Origin of the sequence: Mycolicibacterium aubagnense (assembly GCF_010730955.1) — a bacterium.
GTDB lineage: Bacteria > Actinomycetota > Actinomycetes > Mycobacteriales > Mycobacteriaceae > Mycobacterium > Mycobacterium aubagnense.
In genome coordinates, this window is the sequence record NZ_AP022577.1 from 4,836,226 (window position 1) to 4,857,004 (window position 20,779).

The 20,779-nt window shown below is 65.4% G+C and carries 18 protein-coding genes; 4 read left to right on the top strand and 14 right to left on the bottom strand.

The genetic code is table 11. The features are described 5' to 3' along the window. Positions 1 to 283: 283 nt before the first annotated feature. The 7 genes from G6N59_RS23225 to G6N59_RS23255 are packed head-to-tail and all read right to left on the bottom strand — an operon-like array spanning position 284 to position 5,732. Entirely contained in the window at positions 284 to 739 is a 456-nt protein-coding gene (locus tag G6N59_RS23225; protein WP_138229191.1) for a hypothetical protein, read from the bottom strand. A 31-nt stretch (positions 740 to 770) separates the two neighbouring features. Continuing rightward, positions 771 to 1,610 carry a hypothetical protein gene (locus G6N59_RS23230; protein ID WP_235678754.1) on the bottom strand — a complete coding sequence of 280 codons (840 nt, stop codon included), beginning with the start codon at positions 1,608 to 1,610 and terminating at the stop codon, positions 771 to 773. Next, entirely contained in the window at positions 1,610 to 2,206 is a 597-nt protein-coding gene (locus G6N59_RS31935) for an Imm61 family immunity protein (RefSeq protein WP_138229193.1), read from the bottom strand. The genes G6N59_RS23230 and G6N59_RS31935 overlap by 1 nt, the downstream gene beginning before the upstream one ends. Continuing rightward, positions 2,157 to 2,720 (bottom strand): hypothetical protein, encoded by a 564-nt coding sequence (locus G6N59_RS23240; protein ID WP_138229194.1) that lies wholly within the window; start codon positions 2,718 to 2,720, stop codon positions 2,157 to 2,159. Before G6N59_RS23240 ends, G6N59_RS31935 begins: the two co-directional genes overlap by 50 nt. 16 nt (positions 2,721 to 2,736) lie before the next feature. Next, positions 2,737 to 5,139, bottom strand: coding sequence for a TNT domain-containing protein (locus tag G6N59_RS23245; RefSeq protein ID WP_138229195.1), 2,403 nt, complete (start codon positions 5,137 to 5,139; stop codon positions 2,737 to 2,739). Positions 5,140 to 5,142: 3 nt separating this feature from the next. Next, the gene (locus tag G6N59_RS23250) at positions 5,143 to 5,430 is read right to left on the bottom strand and encodes a WXG100 family type VII secretion target (protein WP_163911619.1); all 288 of its coding nucleotides are present in this window, start codon (positions 5,428 to 5,430) and stop codon (positions 5,143 to 5,145) included. After that, positions 5,430 to 5,732, bottom strand: coding sequence for a WXG100 family type VII secretion target (locus G6N59_RS23255; RefSeq protein WP_138229197.1), 303 nt, complete (start codon positions 5,730 to 5,732; stop codon positions 5,430 to 5,432). The genes G6N59_RS23250 and G6N59_RS23255 overlap by 1 nt, the downstream gene beginning before the upstream one ends. Positions 5,733 to 6,006: 274 nt before the next feature. Here G6N59_RS23255 and G6N59_RS23260 point away from each other — a divergent pair, with 274 nt between their 5' ends. Then, positions 6,007 to 6,963 (top strand): mechanosensitive ion channel family protein, encoded by a 957-nt coding sequence (locus G6N59_RS23260; RefSeq protein ID WP_138229198.1) that lies wholly within the window; start codon positions 6,007 to 6,009, stop codon positions 6,961 to 6,963. Positions 6,964 to 7,001: 38 nt separating this feature from the next. Here the strand turns inward: G6N59_RS23260 and G6N59_RS23265 are convergent, their stop codons facing one another. Further along, entirely contained in the window at positions 7,002 to 7,421 is a 420-nt protein-coding gene (locus G6N59_RS23265; protein ID WP_163911623.1) for a GreA/GreB family elongation factor, read from the bottom strand. Between the two features lie 149 nt (positions 7,422 to 7,570). On the opposite strand from G6N59_RS23265, the gene G6N59_RS23270 reads away from it, so the two are divergent. Then, positions 7,571 to 8,731 carry a hypothetical protein gene (locus G6N59_RS23270; protein ID WP_138229200.1) on the top strand — a complete coding sequence of 387 codons (1,161 nt, stop codon included), beginning with the start codon at positions 7,571 to 7,573 and terminating at the stop codon, positions 8,729 to 8,731. Positions 8,732 to 8,878: 147 nt separating this feature from the next. On the opposite strand, the gene G6N59_RS23275 is transcribed toward G6N59_RS23270, so the two are convergent. The 5 genes from G6N59_RS23275 to G6N59_RS23295 form a co-directional block, all read right to left on the bottom strand. Beyond that, positions 8,879 to 10,867, bottom strand: a complete 1,989-nt coding sequence (locus G6N59_RS23275; RefSeq protein WP_138229201.1) for an OPT family oligopeptide transporter — start codon at positions 10,865 to 10,867, stop codon at positions 8,879 to 8,881. A gap of 80 nt (positions 10,868 to 10,947) precedes the next feature. Continuing rightward, positions 10,948 to 12,576 carry a peptide chain release factor 3 gene (locus G6N59_RS23280; protein ID WP_138229202.1) on the bottom strand — a complete coding sequence of 543 codons (1,629 nt, stop codon included), beginning with the start codon at positions 12,574 to 12,576 and terminating at the stop codon, positions 10,948 to 10,950. A gap of 68 nt (positions 12,577 to 12,644) precedes the next feature. Next, positions 12,645 to 14,450 carry a sulfatase-like hydrolase/transferase gene (locus tag G6N59_RS23285; RefSeq protein ID WP_138229203.1) on the bottom strand — a complete coding sequence of 602 codons (1,806 nt, stop codon included), beginning with the start codon at positions 14,448 to 14,450 and terminating at the stop codon, positions 12,645 to 12,647. A gap of 75 nt (positions 14,451 to 14,525) precedes the next feature. After that, complete coding sequence (locus tag G6N59_RS23290; protein ID WP_138229204.1) at positions 14,526 to 14,942, bottom strand: low affinity iron permease family protein; 417 nt, start codon at positions 14,940 to 14,942, stop codon at positions 14,526 to 14,528. 121 nt (positions 14,943 to 15,063) lie between these two features. Next, positions 15,064 to 16,887, bottom strand: a complete 1,824-nt coding sequence (locus G6N59_RS23295; protein ID WP_138229205.1) for a fatty acyl-AMP ligase — start codon at positions 16,885 to 16,887, stop codon at positions 15,064 to 15,066. A gap of 206 nt (positions 16,888 to 17,093) precedes the next feature. On the opposite strand from G6N59_RS23295, the gene G6N59_RS23300 reads away from it, so the two are divergent. Continuing rightward, positions 17,094 to 17,489 carry a DUF6153 family protein gene (locus G6N59_RS23300; protein ID WP_138229206.1) on the top strand — a complete coding sequence of 132 codons (396 nt, stop codon included), beginning with the start codon at positions 17,094 to 17,096 and terminating at the stop codon, positions 17,487 to 17,489. 48 nt (positions 17,490 to 17,537) lie between these two features. Beyond that, positions 17,538 to 18,200 (top strand): DUF305 domain-containing protein, encoded by a 663-nt coding sequence (locus tag G6N59_RS23305; protein ID WP_234884109.1) that lies wholly within the window; start codon positions 17,538 to 17,540, stop codon positions 18,198 to 18,200. A gap of 214 nt (positions 18,201 to 18,414) precedes the next feature. Here the strand turns inward: G6N59_RS23305 and G6N59_RS23310 are convergent, their stop codons facing one another. Further along, positions 18,415 to 20,778, bottom strand: coding sequence for a lysylphosphatidylglycerol synthase transmembrane domain-containing protein (locus tag G6N59_RS23310; protein ID WP_138229207.1), 2,364 nt, complete (start codon positions 20,776 to 20,778; stop codon positions 18,415 to 18,417). Between the last annotated feature and the right edge of the window lies 1 nt (position 20,779).

Sequence of the window (20,779 nt, forward strand, 5' to 3'; positions counted from 1 at the left end):
AACGATCTCGTTACTGAGATAGAACCACCAAAGCTGATTGATGTGACCGGCGGTCAGGTGTGGGGTTTGTGACACTCAAATGCGGAATAGTCCGGCAACGCGCGGCGTTTTGGGGCGCAGCACGTGCGTCTGGCAACGCGTCACGGTCGATGAGGCCGGTTCAGCTACTCGGTGGTGGCTGTTGGGCACGCCTTCACCGTCGTCGACGCTATGCCGATTTCCTGCTGTGTCGCTTCACTTTTCGCGGAGGAAACCCAATCGGCGCATGCTATGAGGTCCTTGTCTACGCGCGCGGCGTCGAGAATCGACCGGGGGAGCGGATCGTGACCGGCGGCCGTTGGAGTGCGGCAGACACTTGTGTGCTGACGACCCGTTGTAGCTCTGGCAGGTCTGCCGGTAGTCCGGGGGCGGTTCCTGTCTCGGCGAGCAGGACGACGTCGTTGGCGATGCCGCCGACCGCAACGGAGCCGACCGGGACAAGAAGCGTGGCCGGCAGCAATGCGACTTCCATCTGATCGGGAAAGCGCGACAACGGACCGATGAACCGTCCGGTGATGGTCACGATGGCGATGACGCGTTCCGCCGTGAAATTCTCCGTAGCAACCCGCGGATCAGCTGACGTCGGCAACACGTGGGTCAAAGTGATCGCGGATGTCACAGGCGTACCCGACATGCCTCGATACGTGATGCCCGGCGTCGCAGGCAATTTGGCGAGTGTTTCGGCGATATCAGCCGACACGCGGCTCTCCCTTCGTCGGGATTGGCCCCGGTTATCCGGCGCTTGGAACCCATTGGTTTTCAACACCCTGCACGTCGGTCAGGCGGTTGTTGCCCACCACAGCCTCGAACACTCCAGCCTCGACTCGTCCAGCTCCGATGCGCTCGGCATCAGCGGGGTCATCGCTGAGTACCAGCACCTCGGCGGTTTCACCCACGCGACGCAGTACGCGCACGGGCACACCGTCGACCTGCGCCGTGAAAATTCGCTCGAAGACTTCGCATTCCGGCAGGCGGACGGTCGCGGACCACGCACGTGGGCGGACTCGTTCGAAACCTGCAGGGCCAGTTTCGGTGAGCGCCGTCAGGAGTACGGATTCCGCAATGATGTCAGCGAAGAACTCACGACCCTGCCATCGCGCCAACGTGCCCACTATCGGGCTCGGCGGCCGCCAGCGTTTGGCGCGTACCCAGCCACGGCCGGCCCCCTCGTAGCGCGACAAGCACTTCTGCTCACCGTCGGAACGGATTCGCCAGTACTCGGCGCCATAGGAGAATCTCGTGCGGCTCATGCGCCATACCGGGGCCAATGAGTCTCCGTAAAGAAAACCGTAGGGGAAGTCGAGCCAGGGCCGGTCCGAGTCACTCGGCTTGGAGAATGTTGCCAGTCGCGGTTGCTCAAACCGGACGACGTCAGCGAAATCCGGGGCGGCGTCGACGCCATACGCCGCCAATAGATCTACAGGCGTCCCCAGCCCGACTACTGCCGAAGCTTCGGTGACATAGCCGCCAATCTGATCGAGTCCAGATTCTACGATGGCGTGAGATATTGGCGCGGCGAGCAATTTCTGCAATACAAATCGCTCACTCACGATGGCTCTGGGCGGATTCATCAACCACGAACTCCGAACAACGGGCTGCCGTCTTCCCGTCGAAACGACTCTTCAATCTTATCGACAGGGGCATGGAGAAGCACGGACAAACGGGTGAGTCGATCAGGCGCCATGAGACGACCTCCACTGCTCACCGCAATAGTCCGGTCGGTCGCATCGACTGACGTGTACCGATCGACCCCGTCGAACTCTTGCAATGAGATGCGATGGCCATTGGCCAAGTCTCTGCCTGCTATTGGCCTTGCCAAGATTGGCAACGCCCTGACGCTTCTATAGGTGTCCCCAAACCAACCGAGTAGGAAGCGCTCTACGACTGAAGGAGACGCGCCTGAGAATTCAAACACTTCGGGTCCAAGCCTGTCCGAACAGGTAACCTGCGTCCATCCGTCTGCCCTGCCACGGACAAAATAACGGAGCTCGCCGCCTAGATTCCAGAAGATATCAGCGTCGCTACCTTCTGTGTTCCTCGTCAACGAAAATTTGGCAAGGTTCGCCCATTCTTCCAGTTGTCGAGAAATAGACATCGACTCCGATTGTCCGTGTCGCCTATAGGTGGGATAGGACGGATTCTGGCATTCCGGCGAGCAACTGCGCATCTAGCTCGTCGTATGTCAAAGGCAACAGATGGTTTGCGGGTTGGATGCCACCGGCACGCAAGATGAAATACCTGCTGGGTTCGGACTTCAGCTCGTACTTGGAAACGTACTTCTCGAGGGATGTCTGTTGGACGCGCGGGTCCAGTCCGGCGTCCTCCCAGGCCCACATGATCGGGTCCAGTCGGCAGGACATTCGGAGGCTTTCGCCGACGTTCCAAATGACATACTTCCCGGCGTCGTCGGCATCGGTGAAGAATCCAGATAGGCTCTCAAGCGGCTCATTGCGGCGTTCGGTGGTTGCGGTCAGGACGTTGTATCCACCGTCGGTCGGCTCAACGATGTACGACGTCCAGTCTGGATATGGATATCCCCGTCGAAGGTGCAGACGATCCGCTTCCCATACAGGTGCATCGCGCGCAGGCTGGCCAGCATATGTGTAGATGCGCCGCCACTTGTCGTATCGATTGACCAGTTCTGCCAGTCGCGGATCGGCGCTCGACTCAGTTCCTGTCATGTCCACCTCCGTGGGTTCATTTCGCAGTTGTTTCGCGAATCAGGCGCCATAGTGTCAGCTCCTCGATCGAAACAGGTCTGCCGGTGTCCAAATCGATGACGGCCCATTGCTGAGCTCCGCCGGGTTGGCCAAATGCCGCTTTGGCGGGTCCGTATTCAACCTTCCAATTGAGGCCGTCGGGTATTGGCCGCCCGGTTCCGACAAACGTGTGATAGTCGTTGGCGACTCCAGGCGGCATGGACCGTGTGGAGAGAGGCGCCCCTTCATCTCCCATAAACCCGCCTCCGTTCGAGCCCAGCCTATCGAGTTGATGCCCGGCGGGAATGTGGTCCGAGAGTGCTGGCGGCCCATCGAACCCGTTGTTCGGAGCTTGCCGATCCCAGTCCCATTGCAGACGGCCCTTGTCGTCGACTGTAGTGAACTCGCTCTTGAACTCTGCCTCAGTCCGGCCCGCCAGCGGGTCGTATCCGTCGGTGACGCTGGGCGGCACACCACCTTCGTGAAGCCGGGCGATGTCGTCTGCGGGGTTCCTCACGTGCTCAAAGGCGCTGTCGGGTGGGAAGCCGTAGTCGTGGCCCGCAACTGGAGGGGGCGGAGTTGACGGCGGGGGGTTGTCATTGGGCTCAGGCGGCGATGGGTGATTCTCGATTGGGCCGTCGCTGGCATGTGGGGATTCTGAAGGGGGAGCGGGGTGGTGTTCGCTTGGGCTGCCGTGGTCCACGGGGCTGTGTTCAACGGGCGCCGGTGTGTGCGGCTCGCCGGGCCCCGTGGGCGAAGTGTGCGGTGCAGGCACCTCGTGTGTCGGCGCTGAGGAGGGTGCAGGCTCCGGCTTCGGTGCGGGCGCAGGTTCCGGCTTGGGTACTGCAGCCGGAGGCTCCACCGGCGCCTTCCCCGCGGCGGTCGGCCCAGGCGCCGCCTCGGGGACGCCCACCTTGTCCAGGTTGCTGGTGATGTTCCCGGCCCGGCTGGCTACCTCGTCGGCTCCCGCAGCAGCCGCACCGCCGCGAGACGCGACTGCACCCGTATCGCGTGCGACGGTGCCACCCACCCGCGTCTCCGTCTCAGCGCCGGCCACGCCGACGCGCGCCGCCCCACCGGCAGCGTCGGCTGCCGGTGCCGCCTCGCCTACGCCGGGGATGATGAGTGACCCGGCTTGTGCTGCGTTGTAAGCGAGTCCGCGTAATGGGTGACCGTTCTTGAAATCCTCGACGTCGAACATCGACTTGCCGAGATTCGTCAAGTCATTGCGGATGCCAGGAGTCGCTAGCGCCAGCGGAGCAGTGAAGGGGTCGCCGACCAGCACCGCTTCGCCCAGAGTCTTGCCGGTGTTCAGCCAGGCTTTGCCTGCGCCCTCCGGGTCGTAGAGGAAGCGGGTCGGATCAAGCTGTTCGAGCCCTTCGGCAGTCTGCGCGACGAATTTGAAGCCGCCTTCAAGTGGATCAACCAGCGCAGTGAAGTTCATGGATAGCGCGCCGCCGACCTCTGGTCCGAACACCGCGACGAACTCCTTGTTCGCCCACGCTTCCAGCTTGTTGGTCAACCCGTCGAGGTCGTTGATGCCTTGGCTGACAACCTGATCCATGGCGTTGGCTTCACGCTTCATGTTGTTCAGGACGGTGTCGATGTCGTGGGCGATCTGCTTGATCTTGTCGAGGGGATTGTGACCCTCGAACATGCCGCCGATAGTGCTGAGAATGCCGCTAAGGCTCAGCTGATGGAGCAGATCTCGGATCGCGTTCTGCGCGTTTTCGACAGTGGTCGCGAACGAATCGATCTGACCGGCCAGCGCCTGCGCCTGTTTGTCGATGCCGGTCAAGCCGCCACCGATGTCATTGGCGGCCTTTTGCATCTGTGGCGCTTCTGGAATCTGGAATCCGCCCAGAGTCGTTCCCGCAGTGGTCAACGCGCCCGAACCGCCACTGATCGCCGAGCCGAAGGTCCGCCATGCGGTGGCAGTCGCTCGCATCTGCGCGGGATCGCCGTCCGGCCACACCCCGCCGACAAAGGCCTCGACAATGCTCCAGCCGATCGGGGCGGCGATGGCACCGCCGAACACCGACGGCACGCCCGGTGCTGAGAAGGTACCGGGATCGCCCGGTTTCGCCACGGGCGACTCGCCGCCCCCAACCGTGGAGTGCGCGTTCGCGATTCCGTAGTTGTAGGCCGACATCTGGATGCCTTGCCCCGCACGCCGTGACGCGTTGACGGCCGACGCTGCCGCGTGCAGCAGTGCGTTCGCCGCATTGGTGTAGCTGCGGGAAAAGACAAACGCCGCAGCATCATGGCCGAAGCCGGACTCGTGCCTGGACAGGGCGGCCGTCAGCGTCGAAACGGCGCTGGTGACGGCGTTGGATTCAGCGCCGACCGATGCACCGGCCGAATTGAGCGCCGTCGGGTCGACCGTGATCGGGCCGGTCACAGATCAAGACCACATCTGGTGGTTCTTGCTCGCAGCGGTCGAGTAGTTCTCGTGGGCGCCCTCAGCGATCTGGCGAAGCCGGGCCAGCGCCTCCCGCATCTCGCGGGCGCCCTCGTCCCACTGCGCCTGAGCCGACCGTTCAGCCTCGCCGGCGTCGCCGTACCAGCTGGACCCCAGTCGGGCGACGGAACCGGCCGCCTGCGTCAGATGCGCTTCCAGGTCGCTGTCGAACGCCGTCATCCGGTCGATGACCGCCGCCAGTGCCGCGGGGTTGACGCTGAACTCGCTCATCAGAGGCCCGACCCCGCGATGTGGGCGCCTCCGTCGGCATCGGTGCTCGCGTACCGCGCCGCCGCATCGTTGAGCAGTGCCGACATGCGGCTGAGGCCAGCGACCACCTGGGACGCGCCTTCGTGCCATTCCTTCCAGACGTCCGCGTATGCCGAGGCGGCGGAGCCCGTCCATCCGGTGCCCATGAGACCGGACACGTCGTTGTCCAGCGACGTGATCCCGGTCCGGAGTCCGTCGGCGACAGTCGCCAGTTCGTGTGACACCGCCACCAACTCGGACGGTTCGACCTGTAACTCGGCCATGCGATACCCCCAACGCGATTGGCTGACGGTTGGAGCTTACCGAGGACCCTAGGGGGCCGCTGACGCGAATTTCGTTGTCGTTCACAGGTATCGGACAGGCGACTGTCGGATTTCTGACAGGAACGGCGACCGAAGTGCGCTGGCGGTGTGAGCCAGGCTACGACCAGCGCGGCCCACCGACTGGATCTCGCGACGCGACAAAGATGCTGGTCCCGGCTGCAACGAGGAATCGCCGTGGCCAGGGGATTCCACGGCCTCTCGTAGGGTCGAAACCGTGCATGTCTACCAACTGGCGTTCGAATGGACGGATACGAACCGACACTGGCTGATCGAGGTCCCGATCCGGATCGTGTCCTACGGCGTCATCGCCCTGATCGCACGGTTGGCGCTGCACCGCGTAATCGACCGCGTCACGACCGGGCGGGCCGGCAAGACCATGGCCGTTGACGACGAGTCGCAAGCCAACCGTCCGCCGTTGCTGCGCTACCTGCGCGACCGGACGGCGTCGTCCAACGCCCGCAAGGCCGCCGAGCGGCGCCGCCAGCGTGCCCACACCATCGGCTCGGTGCTGAAGTCGACGGTGTCGATCCTGCTGCTGGTGTGGCTCGTCCTCGCGATCCTGAGCGTCCTGGGCGTGAACATCGCCCCGTTCATCGCGTCGGCCGGTGTGGTCGGCCTCGCGATCGGCTTCGGTGCGCAAAACTTGGTGCGCGACTTCGTCAGCGGCATCTTCATGCTGCTCGAGGATCAGTACGGCGTCGGTGACAGCGTCGACCTCGGCGACGTGACCGGCGAGGTGCAGAGCGTCGGCCTGCGCATCACCACCGTGCGCGACGGCGACGGCACTCTCTGGTACGTCCGCAACGGCGAGATCAAGCGCGTCGGCAACATGAGCCAGGATTACGCTGTTGCGCACGTTGAGGTTCCGGTCGCGCTGACTGCGGACCTCGACCGGGCCGAGCAGGTGGCCATCGAGGCGGCCGAGTCGGCCATCACTGATCCGGCGATCTCCGACAACGTGCTGGGCGATCCGGAAATGCTTGGCATCCAGGAACTCTCGCCTGATCTGCTCATCCTGCGGATGACGGTCAAAACCAAGCCGAACACCCAAGGTGCGGTGCAGCGCCGGCTTCGCCGCGAGATTCTGCGCGCCTACGACGAACACGACATCGCACTGCCGTACCCGCAGGGGCGTTTCCACGCCGTGGTGGGTGGTCGGGCCACGGAGTAGTGCCCTGGGCTCCCCGAACATCATTGGTCGGGGAGCGGTCAGCGCCCGGCGGTCTCCTGCGGATTCACGCTGTCGACGGCCAGGACCGTGATCGCCATGCTCCGCCCGGATTCTGTCATGTATCTCCGGGTTTCGCCGACGTGAGCGGCGACGAGCGCCTTTCCTAGCGGGCACTCCACGGAGCAGGTGTCACCGAGCGGCTTGGCGTCGGCGGGCAGGACGAGCTGGAAGACGTCGATGTCGTCCGGGTCGCCGTTGAACGACACGGTGACCCATGCGCCCGGCACGGCCTGACCGTCGAGGATCAGCCCGTCGCGCGCATCGATTGTGTTGGTGGATGAGGTTTCTCGCGGGTGCCGGTCTGCGATGACCGCACCGTGTTGTTCAGCGGCATTCGATGACACCGGGTGTGGGGGTGAAACCCTTGACGCGGTGTTCGGGTGAATTACAGCGTCCACACTTGTCACTATCCGCCGCGACGCAGGCGGTGGCTGACGCACGCGGGCTTGTTTGCCGTGATGTCACGTGATGTACGTCCGGGTGTCAGGCGAACGGGGTGAAAACTGCTGCGGCGTTGTTGTCATAGCCCGGGCGTAGCGTCCGTCACATGACCGACAAACGACGTTTACGAAGCCTCAAACAGGCTCGACGCGATGTGCGGCGAGCGAAGAAGCGCAACGCCGGCGGCGCGGCCGGCGAGGCCCCTACGGACCTATTCCGCCGCGCCATGTCGTGTGGCCATCCGCTCGGCCTACTCCGGTTGGCCAGCGATTTGATTCACCTGTCGAAGCCCGACAAGCTGGCGTTTCTGAAGTCCGTTCGCCGCGACCCCGTGCCTCTGGATCGGATTCTGAGTGCCTTGACTGGTGTGCGGAATCGGGAGACGACGGCGGTGCTCGCGGTGATCGCGGAACTGCTCGTTGACGAGCCCGAACTGCAGCTGCGATGCAGGGAGGAGCTGTCAGAACGCCGCGATCGTCTGCCGCGATGGATTGCCGAGCTATCCCAGATTGACGTGTACCGTGCGGTCCGCAGAACCGACGTGTTCGGAGATACCGACGAACTCTTTCTTAGTGCGCGAATCGATGGTGGGCATGAGCTGACCATCGTGGTGCTGATTGACCACAACAGATTCGGGGGAATTGTCGGAGCGGCCGCGGCTCCAGGTCCGATCGATGAGGCTGTCGCGTTGATGGCCGAATCCGATGACGAGCTCGAGGTCGTCGAGATGTCGTCGGCTGACGCCCGAAGATGGATTGAAGATGCGTTCGTCAGACCGACGTTCGCATACGAGGCCTATGATTGGCCGCTATACGAACCGTTGGTTCAGTGGCTGGTAACCCGGCTGCCCGAAGGCGGTGAACATCGGCCCCCTGCTATGGATTGGCAAGTTGCCGAACAGCTTTGTGATGCTTTCTTTGCCAGCAGATTGTCTGGTCCGTTCGCAGGACCCATGTATCGGGATCAGCTGCTCGAACTTTTCGAGACTGGCACAGAGGACCCGCTGCGGTGGAGTGAAAAACGCGTCCGAGACGTAATGCGCAACCCGGCTTACTCTTACGACGACGGCGATGACATTCCGTTGGAGGTCGCGCTGAATGTGCCCGACCTGCTTCGTGCATTCATTTCATATGCACACGCGCAGAGTGGGATTGGGGATGAACTGACTTCGCGAACCCTCGCCGTGATCGACGAGTTGCGGTCTAGCTACAGGCACGAACTTCTGGGCGAGGCGCGAGAGTTTTGGGGATACGACGAGGCCGGCTAGCAGTCGGTCCTCTCCTGGGGCACAGACGATTTGGAGCCGTCAAGGAAACTTGACGGCTCCAAATCGAACATGTCAGGAGAGCTGGCCGGCGCGTCACAGCGCGCGCAGACACCACGAAACCGACGCGCGAACCGGCGGCAGGGCGGGTCAGCGCTCAACCGAAACCGGCTCACTCCCCGCAATCTTCTGCGTCCGCTTGTACATCCACGCCAGCACCGCTGCGAAGGCTACGACGCCGATCACTTGAGGAGCAGACCCGCCGAAGCCGGAGAACAGCGCGAACGGCTCATCGGAACCAGTCCCGGCGACGAAACCCGCGAACACGACGCCATAGAGGCTCTCGCCGACGATCATGCCCGTCGCCAACAGCACACCCAGACGCTTCTTGCGCTCGACGTCTCCGCCGGTTCGGTCCGCCCAGCGGTTGTAGAACCAGCCCAACAGCGCGCCCAGCGGAATGATCAGCGTCAGGCTCATCGGCAGGTACATGCCCATCCCGACGGCCAGCGGCGGCAGCGCGAATCGCGATGTGCGGGTGAGGGTCTCGTCGACGATGATCGCCACGACGCCGATCACCGCGCCGAGTCCGATCAAGCCCCAGTTCAACGATCCGCCGAAAACGCCCTTGGCCAACGACGAAATCAACGCGGCCTGCGGCGCGGCCAGCGCATGGTCGCCCGCGCCGGGAGCACCGAGGAACCCGAACGCCCGCTGCATCAGGTTGAGCACCGGAGGGATGATCGCCGACCCGAACGCCACACCAATGATCAACGCCACCTGCTGTTTCCATGGCGTCGCTCCGACGAGCTGACCGGACTTGAGGTCCTGCAGATTGTCGTTGGAGATGGTCGCCACGCCGAACGTGATGGCCGCCGCGAACAGCGTGAACGCCACGAGTGCGGTGGATTGCCCACCGGAGGCAGGCCCGAACACCACCTTGATCAACACCGCGGCGATCAGCACTGTCAGGATGCCGACGCCGGAGATCGGGCTGTTCGACGAGCCGATCAGCCCCGCCATGTACCCGCACACCGACGCGATGACCAGTCCGATGACGAAGATGAACACCAGACTCGCCGCGATGATCCCAGCCGAATGCCCTTGCAGCACAGTGCCGCGGCTGAAATCCCACAGCAGCACGGCGATCGGCAGCAACATCACCACGACGGTGCCGACGACGATGGGAAAGGGGATGTCGCGCTCGGTGAGGTCGACCACCTGGCCTTGCCGTCGGTCGCGCGCCGACACCAGTGCATCGGTGACGCCCTTGATAATGGGGCGCAGGATCTTCAGCAGCGTCCAGATCGCCGCGACGGCAATAGCTCCCGCGCCGACGAACCGCACCTCATGCACGAAGACGCCGTCGATGATGTCGCCGATCGGCTCACCGGTCCCGAGTGTCCCGATGGTGCGGATCGGCAGCAGCACCCCGAACGAGATGACCAGCCCGACGAGCATCGCGATGCCGACCGTCATACCGATCAGGTGCCCGACGCCGATCATCGCCATCGACAGGCCGGCGCTGAACATCGTGCCGCCCGCACCGATACGGGTATATGCGGTAACCGAATTCGCGAGCACCTTGAGATTGGCCAGCAGTCCGAAGCCGGCCGACACCAAAGAACCGAACGTGATCACCCGAAGTCCGGTGCGGTTGGCCTCCGCGCCTTCGGTGCCGTCACCGACCTTGAGCACCTCGGCGGCGGCGACGCCTTCGGGGTAGGGGAGCTCGGTGCCGGTGACGAGCGCGCGGCGCAACGGTATGGAGTACATGACGCCGAGGGTGCCGCCGACCGCGCAGACGGCGACGGTGGTCCAGTAGGGGAAGCCGGTCCACCAGCCGATCATGATCAACCCGGGCAGCACGAAGATGATCGCCGAGAGCGTGCCCGCCGCCGACGCGACGGTCTGCACGATGTTGTTCTCGACGATCGAGTGGTTGGCGAAGCTGCGCAGCACCGCCATCGAGATCACGGCGGCCGGGATGGCGGTGGCGAACGTCAGGCCTACTTTGAGTCCGAGATAGACGTTGGCGGCGGTGAACACGAGCGTGATGGCGCCGCCGAGCAGGATGCCGCGAACGGTCAGTTCACGCAGCGTCGGGGTGGCGGGGGTCGCTGGAGTGGCGGTGGCCAACTCGTGGTCCTCTCTCTTGGGTGCTCTACACCGTAAGCGCTGAGCGCCGAGGTGTGCCCACCTTCGAGAAGGACGTGCCGCTAGCTTTCCGCCGCCGCCACCAACGACCGCAGCTTCACGTTCGGGTTGTCCCGCTGGAACCCTTCGAGTCGCCACGGCGTCGAGAACAGCACCAGCAGGACGCCGTCGGTCCGGGTCAGCACCTCGCACGACACCTGCTTGCTCATGAACTCGGCGTCCTCGGGGTCGACGACCCGCGCCACCTGGTACGGCAGCGATTCCATCATGATGGCCGCGCCGATCTCGGTCGCCATCCGGTGCGCGGCCACCTCGAACTGCATGGGGCCGACGGCTGCGAACACCGGTGCCTGCTCACCGCGCTTGTCCGAGCGCAGCACCTGGACGACGCCCTCTTGGTCCAGCTGCTCGATGCCCTTGCGGAACTGCTTGTGCTTGCTCGGATCCTTGCCGCGGACCACCGAGAAGTACTCGGGGGAGAAGCTCGGGATCGGCGGAAACTCCACGGGCACATCGCGATACAGCGTGTCGCCGGGGCGCAGTGCCGCGGCGTTGGCGAGGCCGATCACGTCACCGGGCCACGCGTCGTCCAGCGTCGAACGCTGCTGCCCGAACACCGACTGCGCGTACTTGGTGACGAACGGCTTGCCGGTCCCGGCGTGCGTCAGCACGTCACCGCGTTCGAACGTGCCGGAACACACCCGTGCGTACGCGATCCGGTCGCGGTGCGAGCTGTCCATGCCGGCCTGCACCTTGAACACGAACGCGCTGAACGGCGAATCCACCGGACGTGGCTGGCCGGCGACATCGACGATCGCGCCGGGCGAGGGCGCCAGGTCGACCAGCACGTCGAGTAGCTGGTTCACGCCGAAGTTCAGCGCCGCCGAGGTGAACAGCACCGGCGACGACTCGCCGGACAGGAACGTCTCGCGGTCGTAGTCCGAGCCGTCCATCGACAGCAGTTCGGACTCTTCGACGGCGGTGTCCCAGTCACCCTCGGCGGCATCGTGCGCCTTGTCGGCGGGGATGTGCTCTTCCGGCGCGGCGGTGGCGCCACCGGCGGTGCGGGTGAAGCGGATGTAGTGGCCCTTGCGGCGGTCCATCACACCCTTGAAGTCGCCGGCGATGCCCACCGGCCAGGTCAGCGGCGTCGTCCGCAGCCCGATGCGCTCGTGGATCTCATCCATCAGCTCCAGCGCGTGCCGGCCGGGGCGGTCCCACTTGTTGATCACCGTGATGATCGGGATGCCGCGGTGCTTACACACCTGGAACAGCTTCAGGGTCTGCGGCTCAAGGCCTTTCGCTGCGTCGATGAGCATCACCGCGCAGTCGACGGCCGTCAGCACCCGGTAGGTGTCCTCGGAGAAGTCGGCGTGGCCGGGGGTGTCCAGCAAGTTGATGACGCAGTCGCGGTACGGGAACTGCAGCGCCGTCGACGTGATGGAGATGCCGCGGGCCTTTTCCATCTCCATCCAGTCCGACACCGTGGACTTGCGGCCGGCCTTGCCGTGGATCGCGCCCGCCTCGGTGATCACCCGTGCATGCAGGGCCAGCGCCTCGGTCAGCGTCGATTTACCGGCGTCAGGGTGGCTGATGACGGCAAACGTGCGGCGACGGGCGGCTTCGGTGGCGACCCGGCTGGTGGAGCCGGTAGCTGAGGCGGAACTGGTGGCGGGGGCGGTGTCGGTCATGGCACCAGACATGCTATTGGCCGACCAGGCAAAACCTGTAATCGCGACGGCGTGACCAGCGGGTTTGCTTACGGCCGGAATCGGCACAGCAGTCGCTGGACGGCGCTGCCGGGCTCCGGCGGCCGCCTGCTGACGTACGGCCACGGCTCGTTGCGCTCCGGAACGGACTCTGTGCGGACCTGCTTGAGGTGAGTCCGCAGGTATCGGCGCACCTCCTGGAGCGCGGGATCGGCCCAGCGGTTGACGGCCTCGATGGGGTCGGAGGTCAGGTCGTAGAGCTCCCACTGGTCGTCGAGCGGGTCGGTGCGGTACGTATCGCCGCCCCGGCTGTTCGCCGCCAGGTGCCGCACCCCCGGTTCGGTCCACGTCGCCGGATCGTCGAACGTGCGGACCAGCTTCCACAGGTGACCGGCGCCGCCGACCACAGCGCCGGAGACCCGTGACACCAGTCCCTCGAAGTTGGCGGCGACGTTCGCGGGCACCCGGATACGCAGCAGCGCAGGCGGATTCGTGTTGGCTCCGATCGCCTGCGCGGCGCCCGACGCCCCGGTGTCGCCTTCGAGGATGTTGTCGCGGGTCATGATGTAGACCGGCCGGTCCTTTTCGGCCGCAGCACCATTCACCACCGGCATGAGGTCGCGGCCGGGCAGGGGATGTACTTCGGTGAACGAGGCGGCCAGCGTCTCGGACGTGGCGGCGACGTCGACGCCGGCGGCGCCCAGCAGCGTCGGCACCAGGTCGACGTGGGAGGTCGGGGCGTCGACTTCGCGGGAAGTGGTCGTGTCTGCGCCGATCCGGACGATGACGAACGGGACGCGCGTCGCCTCGTCGTACAGGTTGAACCACTTCTGATGCAGCCCGCCGTGCGCGCCGAGCAGGTCGCCGTGATCGGAAGTCCGTACCAGCAAAGCATTTTCGGACCCGTTCTCGGTGACGGCCCGGCGAACCCGGTCCAGCGGACCGTCGACTTCGGCGTGCAGCCGGTAGTAGAGGTCGCGGTACTGCTGCGCATTGCGGCGGTAGGTGCGTTCGATCACCGCGGCCGGCCCGTAGCCGGAGTAGTAGGCCTCGCGGAAGGCGGCTTGCGCGGCCGGCTTGTCGCTCAGGTCCTCGGTGGCCGTAGGTGCCGCGGGCACATGTGGCGGTTCGAGCACGGGGTAGTCGAGTAGCGGGCTCCGCCGTACCCACGCCGGAAACAACACGATGTCATGGGGATTGACGAAGCTGGCCACCAACAGGAACGGCCGCAGCGCGTCGGCGTCGCCGGCGCGCCGCCGCGCGTAGCGGTCTTCGAGCCAGGCGACCACGCGTTCGGCGACCAACGGATCCCGGCGAAAACCACTGTTGGACATGGCCGCTCCGTGCGGCTCCGGTCCGACCCAGCCGGAGAAGCCGTACGGCCCCAGCGGATCGGCGTCGAGGTACGCCTGCACCGCCACCGGGTCGACGACGCCGTCGGCGTCATTGGTGGCCAGTGGCTTGCCGGTCTTGGGGTCTTCCAGGTCGGCGTGCGAGATGTGCCACTTGCCGTCGTAGTGCGTGTCGTAGCCGGCGGCGCGCAGCCAGTTGCCCAGAGTCGGTACCTCGCCTTGGCGCAGCCAGCGCAGCCGTGAGTCGTCGTACCGCTTGCCGAGGCCGTCGGTCTGCGTGACGCCGTGCAGGTCCGGGTATTGACCGGTGAACAGCGTCGGCCGACTGGGGGCACACGCCAGCGAGCCGGTGTAGTGCCGGGTGAAGTGCACGCCGTGTTCGTCGAACCAGCGCCTCCCGCCGAGAGTGCGGTGTCGCCAGGCGAGGACGTCGTCGGACTCGTACGGCGGGACCGCACGTTCCTCGTCGGTCATCAAAATGACGATGTCGGGGCGCTGCTCCACAGCGCCATGAAACACCACTGATCGCGGCTGCGCAGTGAAACGGCAGACAACCTCTGTGGTCGATTTTTTCCTGAATTAGCTGGTACTTTCGTGCTCCTCGAGCCCCACCGCCGCCAGCAATTCCTTCCGGTCTTTCTCCAGTTTGCCGGAGGTGTCAATTTCGCGCATCAGGTCCGCCAGGCCATCCGCGATGGCGTTGAGTTTCTGCTGGAGGGCATCGGTCGAGCGAGTCTCGGTGTTCTGCAGCAGGGCCACGAGCAGGAACGTGATGATGGTGGTCAGCGTGTTGATGATCAGCTGCCAGGTATCGAAGTTCACGAAGAGAAACGTGGGCGCCCAGATCACCACGATGGCAACGCAGGCGGCAAAGAACCACGCTTTGGAAGCCCACTTCGAGACCTGTGTCGCGAACCGGTCGAAGAACGGAACGTCCTTCGATACGTCGCTGGGTAACTCAGCACCCTGGTTCGCGGTGTTGGCGGTATCGGTCATGGCGGCCTCCCAGGAGCGCAGATGAGGCAGTAGCCATACCCGGCAAACGGAGCGCCCAAACGCCTTGCTGTGTCCGGACAGCCCAAAACTGAAGTGCCGCAGGGGAAGCGGCGAGCACTACCTAGTCGAACTGCCCGGCCAGGTACTCCGTCCGCGACGCAGTGCGCGCCAGCTTGCCCGACGTTGTGCGCGGGATGCGCCCCGCGGCGACGAGCCGCACGTCGGCGACGCGAACCTGATGATGACGCGACACCGCGGCCCGCACGGCCTCGGCGACAGGCTCCAACGCGGCCCGGCCCGCACCCACCGCGCGCTCGGCGACCACAACCAGTTGTTCACCCGAATCGCCCGGCACAGCAAAGGCTGTCACGTAACCTGAGCGCACGGCCGGCGACGCACCACTGACCGTCGCCTCGATGTCCTGTGGGTAGTGATTGCGCCCGTCGACGATCACCAGGTCCTTGATCCGGCCGGTCACGAACAGCTCGCCGCCCACGTACACGCCGAGATCCCCTGTGGCCAACCACAATGCGTTGTCCTCGGCGCCGTCGGCGTGGCTGACGGTCTGGCGAGTTTGCAGCTTGTTGCCGAACACCCGCTCCGACTCCTCCGGCCGGCCGAAGTAGCCCCGGCCGATGTTGTTGCCATGCAACCAAATTTCTCCGACCACTCCGTCGGCTGCTTCGTCGCCGTCGGGGGTCACGATGGTCACCCACTGGTCGGGGATGGCGCGCCCACACGACACCTGCGGTACCGCACCCTCGGCATGCCGGCCCACGACGACGGCGCGGCCCGCCGCGAGCTCCGCGCGGTCCAGATATGTGGCGCACGGCTTTTCGTCGGCGGCGATGCTGGCCACCGACAGGGTGGCCTCGGCCATGCCGTACGACGGCTTGACCACCGTCTCGGGCAGTCCGTACGGCGTGAACGCCTCCATGAACTGCTCGATGGACGGCAGCGTCACCGGCTCGGACCCGTTCAGCAGCGTCACCACATTGCTCAGGTCGAGGGACTCACCGGCCGGCGGCAGGCCGCGCTGCGCACACAACTCGAACGCGAAATTGGGTGCCGCGGCAAAAGTCCGGCCGTGCGCGGCCTCGTCGGCCAGCCGCTTGATCCAGCGGTAGGGCCGCCGGACGAACGCCATCGGGTCCATGAGGCTGATCTGACCGCCGCACAGCGCGGGGAACATGATCATGATCAGGCCCATGTCGTGGTACAGCGGCAGCCAGCTCACGCTGCGGATGTCGGTGTCCAGCCCGCCGGCCAGGATCATCTGAATGACGTTGGTGCACACGTTGCGATGCGTGATCTCCACGCCGGCCGGGGTGCGCGTCGAGCCCGAGGTGTACTGCAGGTACGCCACGTCGTCGGTGCGAGCGCCCGGGTCGACGTGCATCTCGGCCAGCGTGCCGGGCACGGCGTCGACGGCGATGACGCGCGGTCGCTCGGCGGCGGGCAGCGTCTTGATGAACGCGCGGACCGCCTCGGCGGCAGCGGTCGTGGTGAGGACGGCGGACGGTTTGGCGTCCGCCAACACGGCGGCCAGGCGTTCGGTGTGGCCGGCGAGGGCCGGTGCGAACAGTGGCACGGCGATGTTTCCGGCGTGGACGGCCGCGAAGAACGCCGCGACGTAGTCGACGCCCTGCGGCGCGAGGATCGCGACGCGGTCGCGGGGAGCGGTGACCTGTTGCAGCCGGGCCGCGACGGCATTGACCTGAGTCCAGAGCCCGTTCCAGCTGAGTTCGATGATGTCGCCGTCGGGATTCTGCGCGTAGTCGATGAAGCGATACGACGGCTGATCGCCCATCGCCGCGCGGTTGCGCTCCAGGAACGACGTCAGCGTGATGCCGTCAGGTATGACGATCTTGCCGTCCGGTTGGACGTATTGTTCCAGCGATTCCGCCGCCCCAATAATGCTGTGACTCAAGGCTTCCCGACCCATATGTCAACACTAGTAGCGGATCTAACTAATCGACGAGTCGGACAATTATGAAAGTCACCACTGCGGGAACGGTGATGTGACGCAGCCCACTGGTAATCGGTCGTGGGATGCGGTCCCGCTGGCGTCGACTGCGAAATTTATTCCCGGATATATACCCCCCTCGGGTACTATGGCTGACGATACCGACACCTGAACCGGAGGCCGACGTGACGCATGGCAGCACGCGCCCCCATGTCATCGGCTGGGTCGTCGGACTGCTGTTCTTGATCGTGGGCATCATCGGCATGCATTCGCTGATCGTCACGCCGGCGCACGCGCCGTCGCATCACCCGCAGTCGGCTGTTCATCAACCCGCCAGCGCTCCGGCTGGGCAAACATCCATGTCAGATGCCTGCAACTGCAACGGGCACAATGGCTTTCACGCCTGCGTTTTCGTCATGACCGAACTGCTGACCATCCTGGGTCTGGCTTTGCTGTACTGGCTGGGCGTCACGCCTCAGGAGACCGTGCAGGCCCAGATTCGCCAAGCATTGCGGCGCAGGCAACGAGCCCCGCCGTGGACGGTGCTGACCCTCGAGGAACTGTCTCTACTCCGAATCTGATGGGCCGCGCTCCGCGTCCACCCCATCCAATTCCCAAGGAGTCCAACCATGTTCAAAATCACATCTATCGCCACCGTTGCTGTAGCCGGAACCGCTGCTGCCATCGCGCTGGCCGCCTGTAGCCCGCCGAGTCAGCACGACTCGACCCTGCCCCCGACCAGCTCGTCCATGCCGATGTCGGGCCACAACATGCCGGGGATGTCGGGCGGCAACATGCCTGGGATGTCGGGCACCAACATGCCCGGGATGTCAGGCGCCAACTTCAACGACGCCGACGTGACATTCCTGCAGATGATGTATCCGCACCACGCGCAGGCCGTCGAGATGGCCAAGCTGGTCCCGACCCGCTCGCAGAACCAGCAGGTGAAGGATCTCGCCGCGGCCATCGAGAAGGCCCAGGCTCCGGAGATGCAGCAGATGACGACGCTGCTGGCCGGCTTCGGCAAGCCCGCGCCGTCGGCCACCATGAGCCACTCGATGCCGGGTCTGATGACCCCGCAGCAGATGACCGACCTGACGGGCCTGTCCGGCGCGGCGTTCGACAAGATGTGGCTGCAGATGATGGTCGAGCATCATCAGGGTGCCATCACCATGGCGGGCGATGAGCTGAAGAACGGCACCAACGCCGACGCCAAGAAGATGGCCGAATCGATCGTCACCACGCAGCAGGCCGAGATCAGCACGATGAACGGCATGCTCGCCACGATGTAAGCCGACGACCGCCGATGCGGGCGGTCAGAACTGTTACTTCAGCACCGGTGTCCGTAGGCGACCCTCGCTGGGAAGCGTCAACTTTCCCTGACTCGTCAGGGAAAGTTGACAGCTCCAGATCGCATGTGTCACAAGACAGAACGACACGCCGACGACGACACGCCGCGCTACGCGGCTGACACTGTGTTCAAGCTTCGATGTCCGGAGCCGCTACTCAGATCATGTCGTTCTTGGTCAACCAGCGCATGACGGGCCAGCCGATGAACACCGGCAGCCAGCACGTCAGCACCCGATAGAGCAGTACCGACGGCACCGCGATCGCGGCCGGCAGCCCGAACGCGGCCAGACCACCGATCAGCGCGGCCTCCACAGCGCCGACACCACCGGGCGTCGGGGCGGCCGAGGCGAGTGTGCCACCGATCATCGTCACGACGCACACCGTCACGAACGACGTCGACCCGCCGAAGGCCTCGATACTCGCCCACAGCGCCAACGCCGCGCCCAGAGTTGTTGCACTGCAGCCCAACACGATCAACCCGAGGCGCCGGGGTTCGCGGCCGAGCTCGATGAGGTCGGCCCACACCTCCGTCAGTCGCGGCCGGACCGATGTCCCCAGCCAGTGCCGCCACCGCGGCACCAGCATGAACGTGCCCACCACCCCGAGCGCCGCGCCGCCGATCAGATAGAGGATCGTCGACGACGGGACGAAGTGCGACAAGTCGGCCGACGCACCCGCGGCCGCACTGAAGAAGATCAGCAGTGCCACGTGCGTGAGCACCTGCACCGACTGCTGCAGCGCCACCGCGGTCGTCGCGCGTAGCGCGCCGAGCCCCGCCTTCTGCAGGAACCGGGTGCTCAGGGCCAGGCCGCCGACGCCGGCGGGCGTCGTCGTCGCGGCGAAGGTGTTGGCCACCTGCATGATGGTCAACTTCCCGAAGTTCACCGACTCCGAGGCGCTGGCCCACAGCGCCGCCGCCGCGCCGACATACGTCAGCGCCGAGACCGCAAGCCCGAGCAGCGCCCACCACCAGTTGGCGGACCGCAGCTCGGAGAAGAACGTCGGCACCGTGCTGATGAATGGATAGGCGACGTACACCAGCGCGATGAGCAGGACCAGCTGGATCACCTGGTTGCGGGTGAAGCGGGTGATGGTCTCGGTCTGGATGCGGTCGGCGCCGGTCTGGTGCTTCACCTCGTCGCGGGCCGCGGTGATCACGGCACGCGAATCGGGCAGCGACTCACGCAGCCGCAACGGCATCGCCGACTTGGTCAGCCGACGGGACGCGGTCAGCACGGCGTCCGCGCCGAACTGCTCGATGGCCGCCGCCACCGCCGGCTCGGCGTCGTACAAGTCCGTTGTCGTCACCAGCAGCTGAGCCACGTCGGATTGCAGCTGCACATCGGACGCGCCGTACTCCGAGCTACCCAACCCGCCGAGCAACACCGTGGTGCCGTCGACGGTGATCTGGGACGTGCGGAGGTCACCGTGGGAAATCTGGTGTTCGTGGAGTGACCCGAGTGCATGCCAGACGGCCTCGACCGGGGTTTCGTTGGTCAGCGGAACGCCACTCGCCGGGGTGTGCCCGTACAGGGTCCAGCCGCGATCGAGGGCCGACAGCGCGACGGTCCGGGTGTTCGCCAGCCCGAGGTCGCCGACCGCGATGGTCATGAGGGCGCGGTGTTCGACGGCGCGGCGCATCGAGGTCTGCAGCGGAGCGGTTTCGTCGTTGCGCAGCGTGATCTTGCGCCAGAGCTGACTCATGGCGCCGCCCACCCGCTGGTTCGGTCCGTACAACTCGACGACGGCTCGCGTGCCCGCGTTCGAATCGGCGCTGAGCACCAGCGGTCCGGTGCCGGCCGGCCGGATGACCGTCAGCGCCGACACCTCGAACTTGCGCCGGGCGAGTGCCTGCACCGCGCCGGCCAGCGGAACCTCCAGCGCCGGCGTGCCGCTGACCAGGACCACGAGCGCGCCGACGAACCAGCCGACGGCCAGACCGAGCAGCGACCGGGCCGGCACGATGGCGCTGACCACCAGGTGGATCGGCACGAACGCCAGCAGCAGCGTCCACCACCAGCGGCGCAGCCGGGCCGGCTGCCAGGGCCCCGACACCGTCAGCACCGCGGCCAGCAGCGCGATCCAGCGCGGGTCGTCGAGGAACTGGGAGAAGACGGTGTTGAGCCGGTCGGACAGGTCGAAATGCCAGTTCGGCGCCGCGATGCCGGTGGAGTTGATGGACAGCGACAGCACCGCGATCAGCCCGGCAGCGGCATACGGCCCCAGCAGTTTCCATTGCCGCGTGACCAGCAGGCTCAGCAGGATCACGAACGGCAGCGCGAGGATCGCGATGGCATAGGCGAGGTAGACCAGGTTCGACTGCGTCGGCGTGAGCACCCCGACGATCCGCGACACCGACCGCTCCAACCGGACCCAGTCGTTACGCGTGATCAGCGAGCTGGTGACGACGGTGACCAGGAAGGCCGTCGCGGCCACGAGCCGCAGGATGTCGTTGGTCCTGCGGGTGATCGGTTGCAGCAGGCTGCCCGAGACCGCGACCTCGCGTCCGTCAACCCGCATC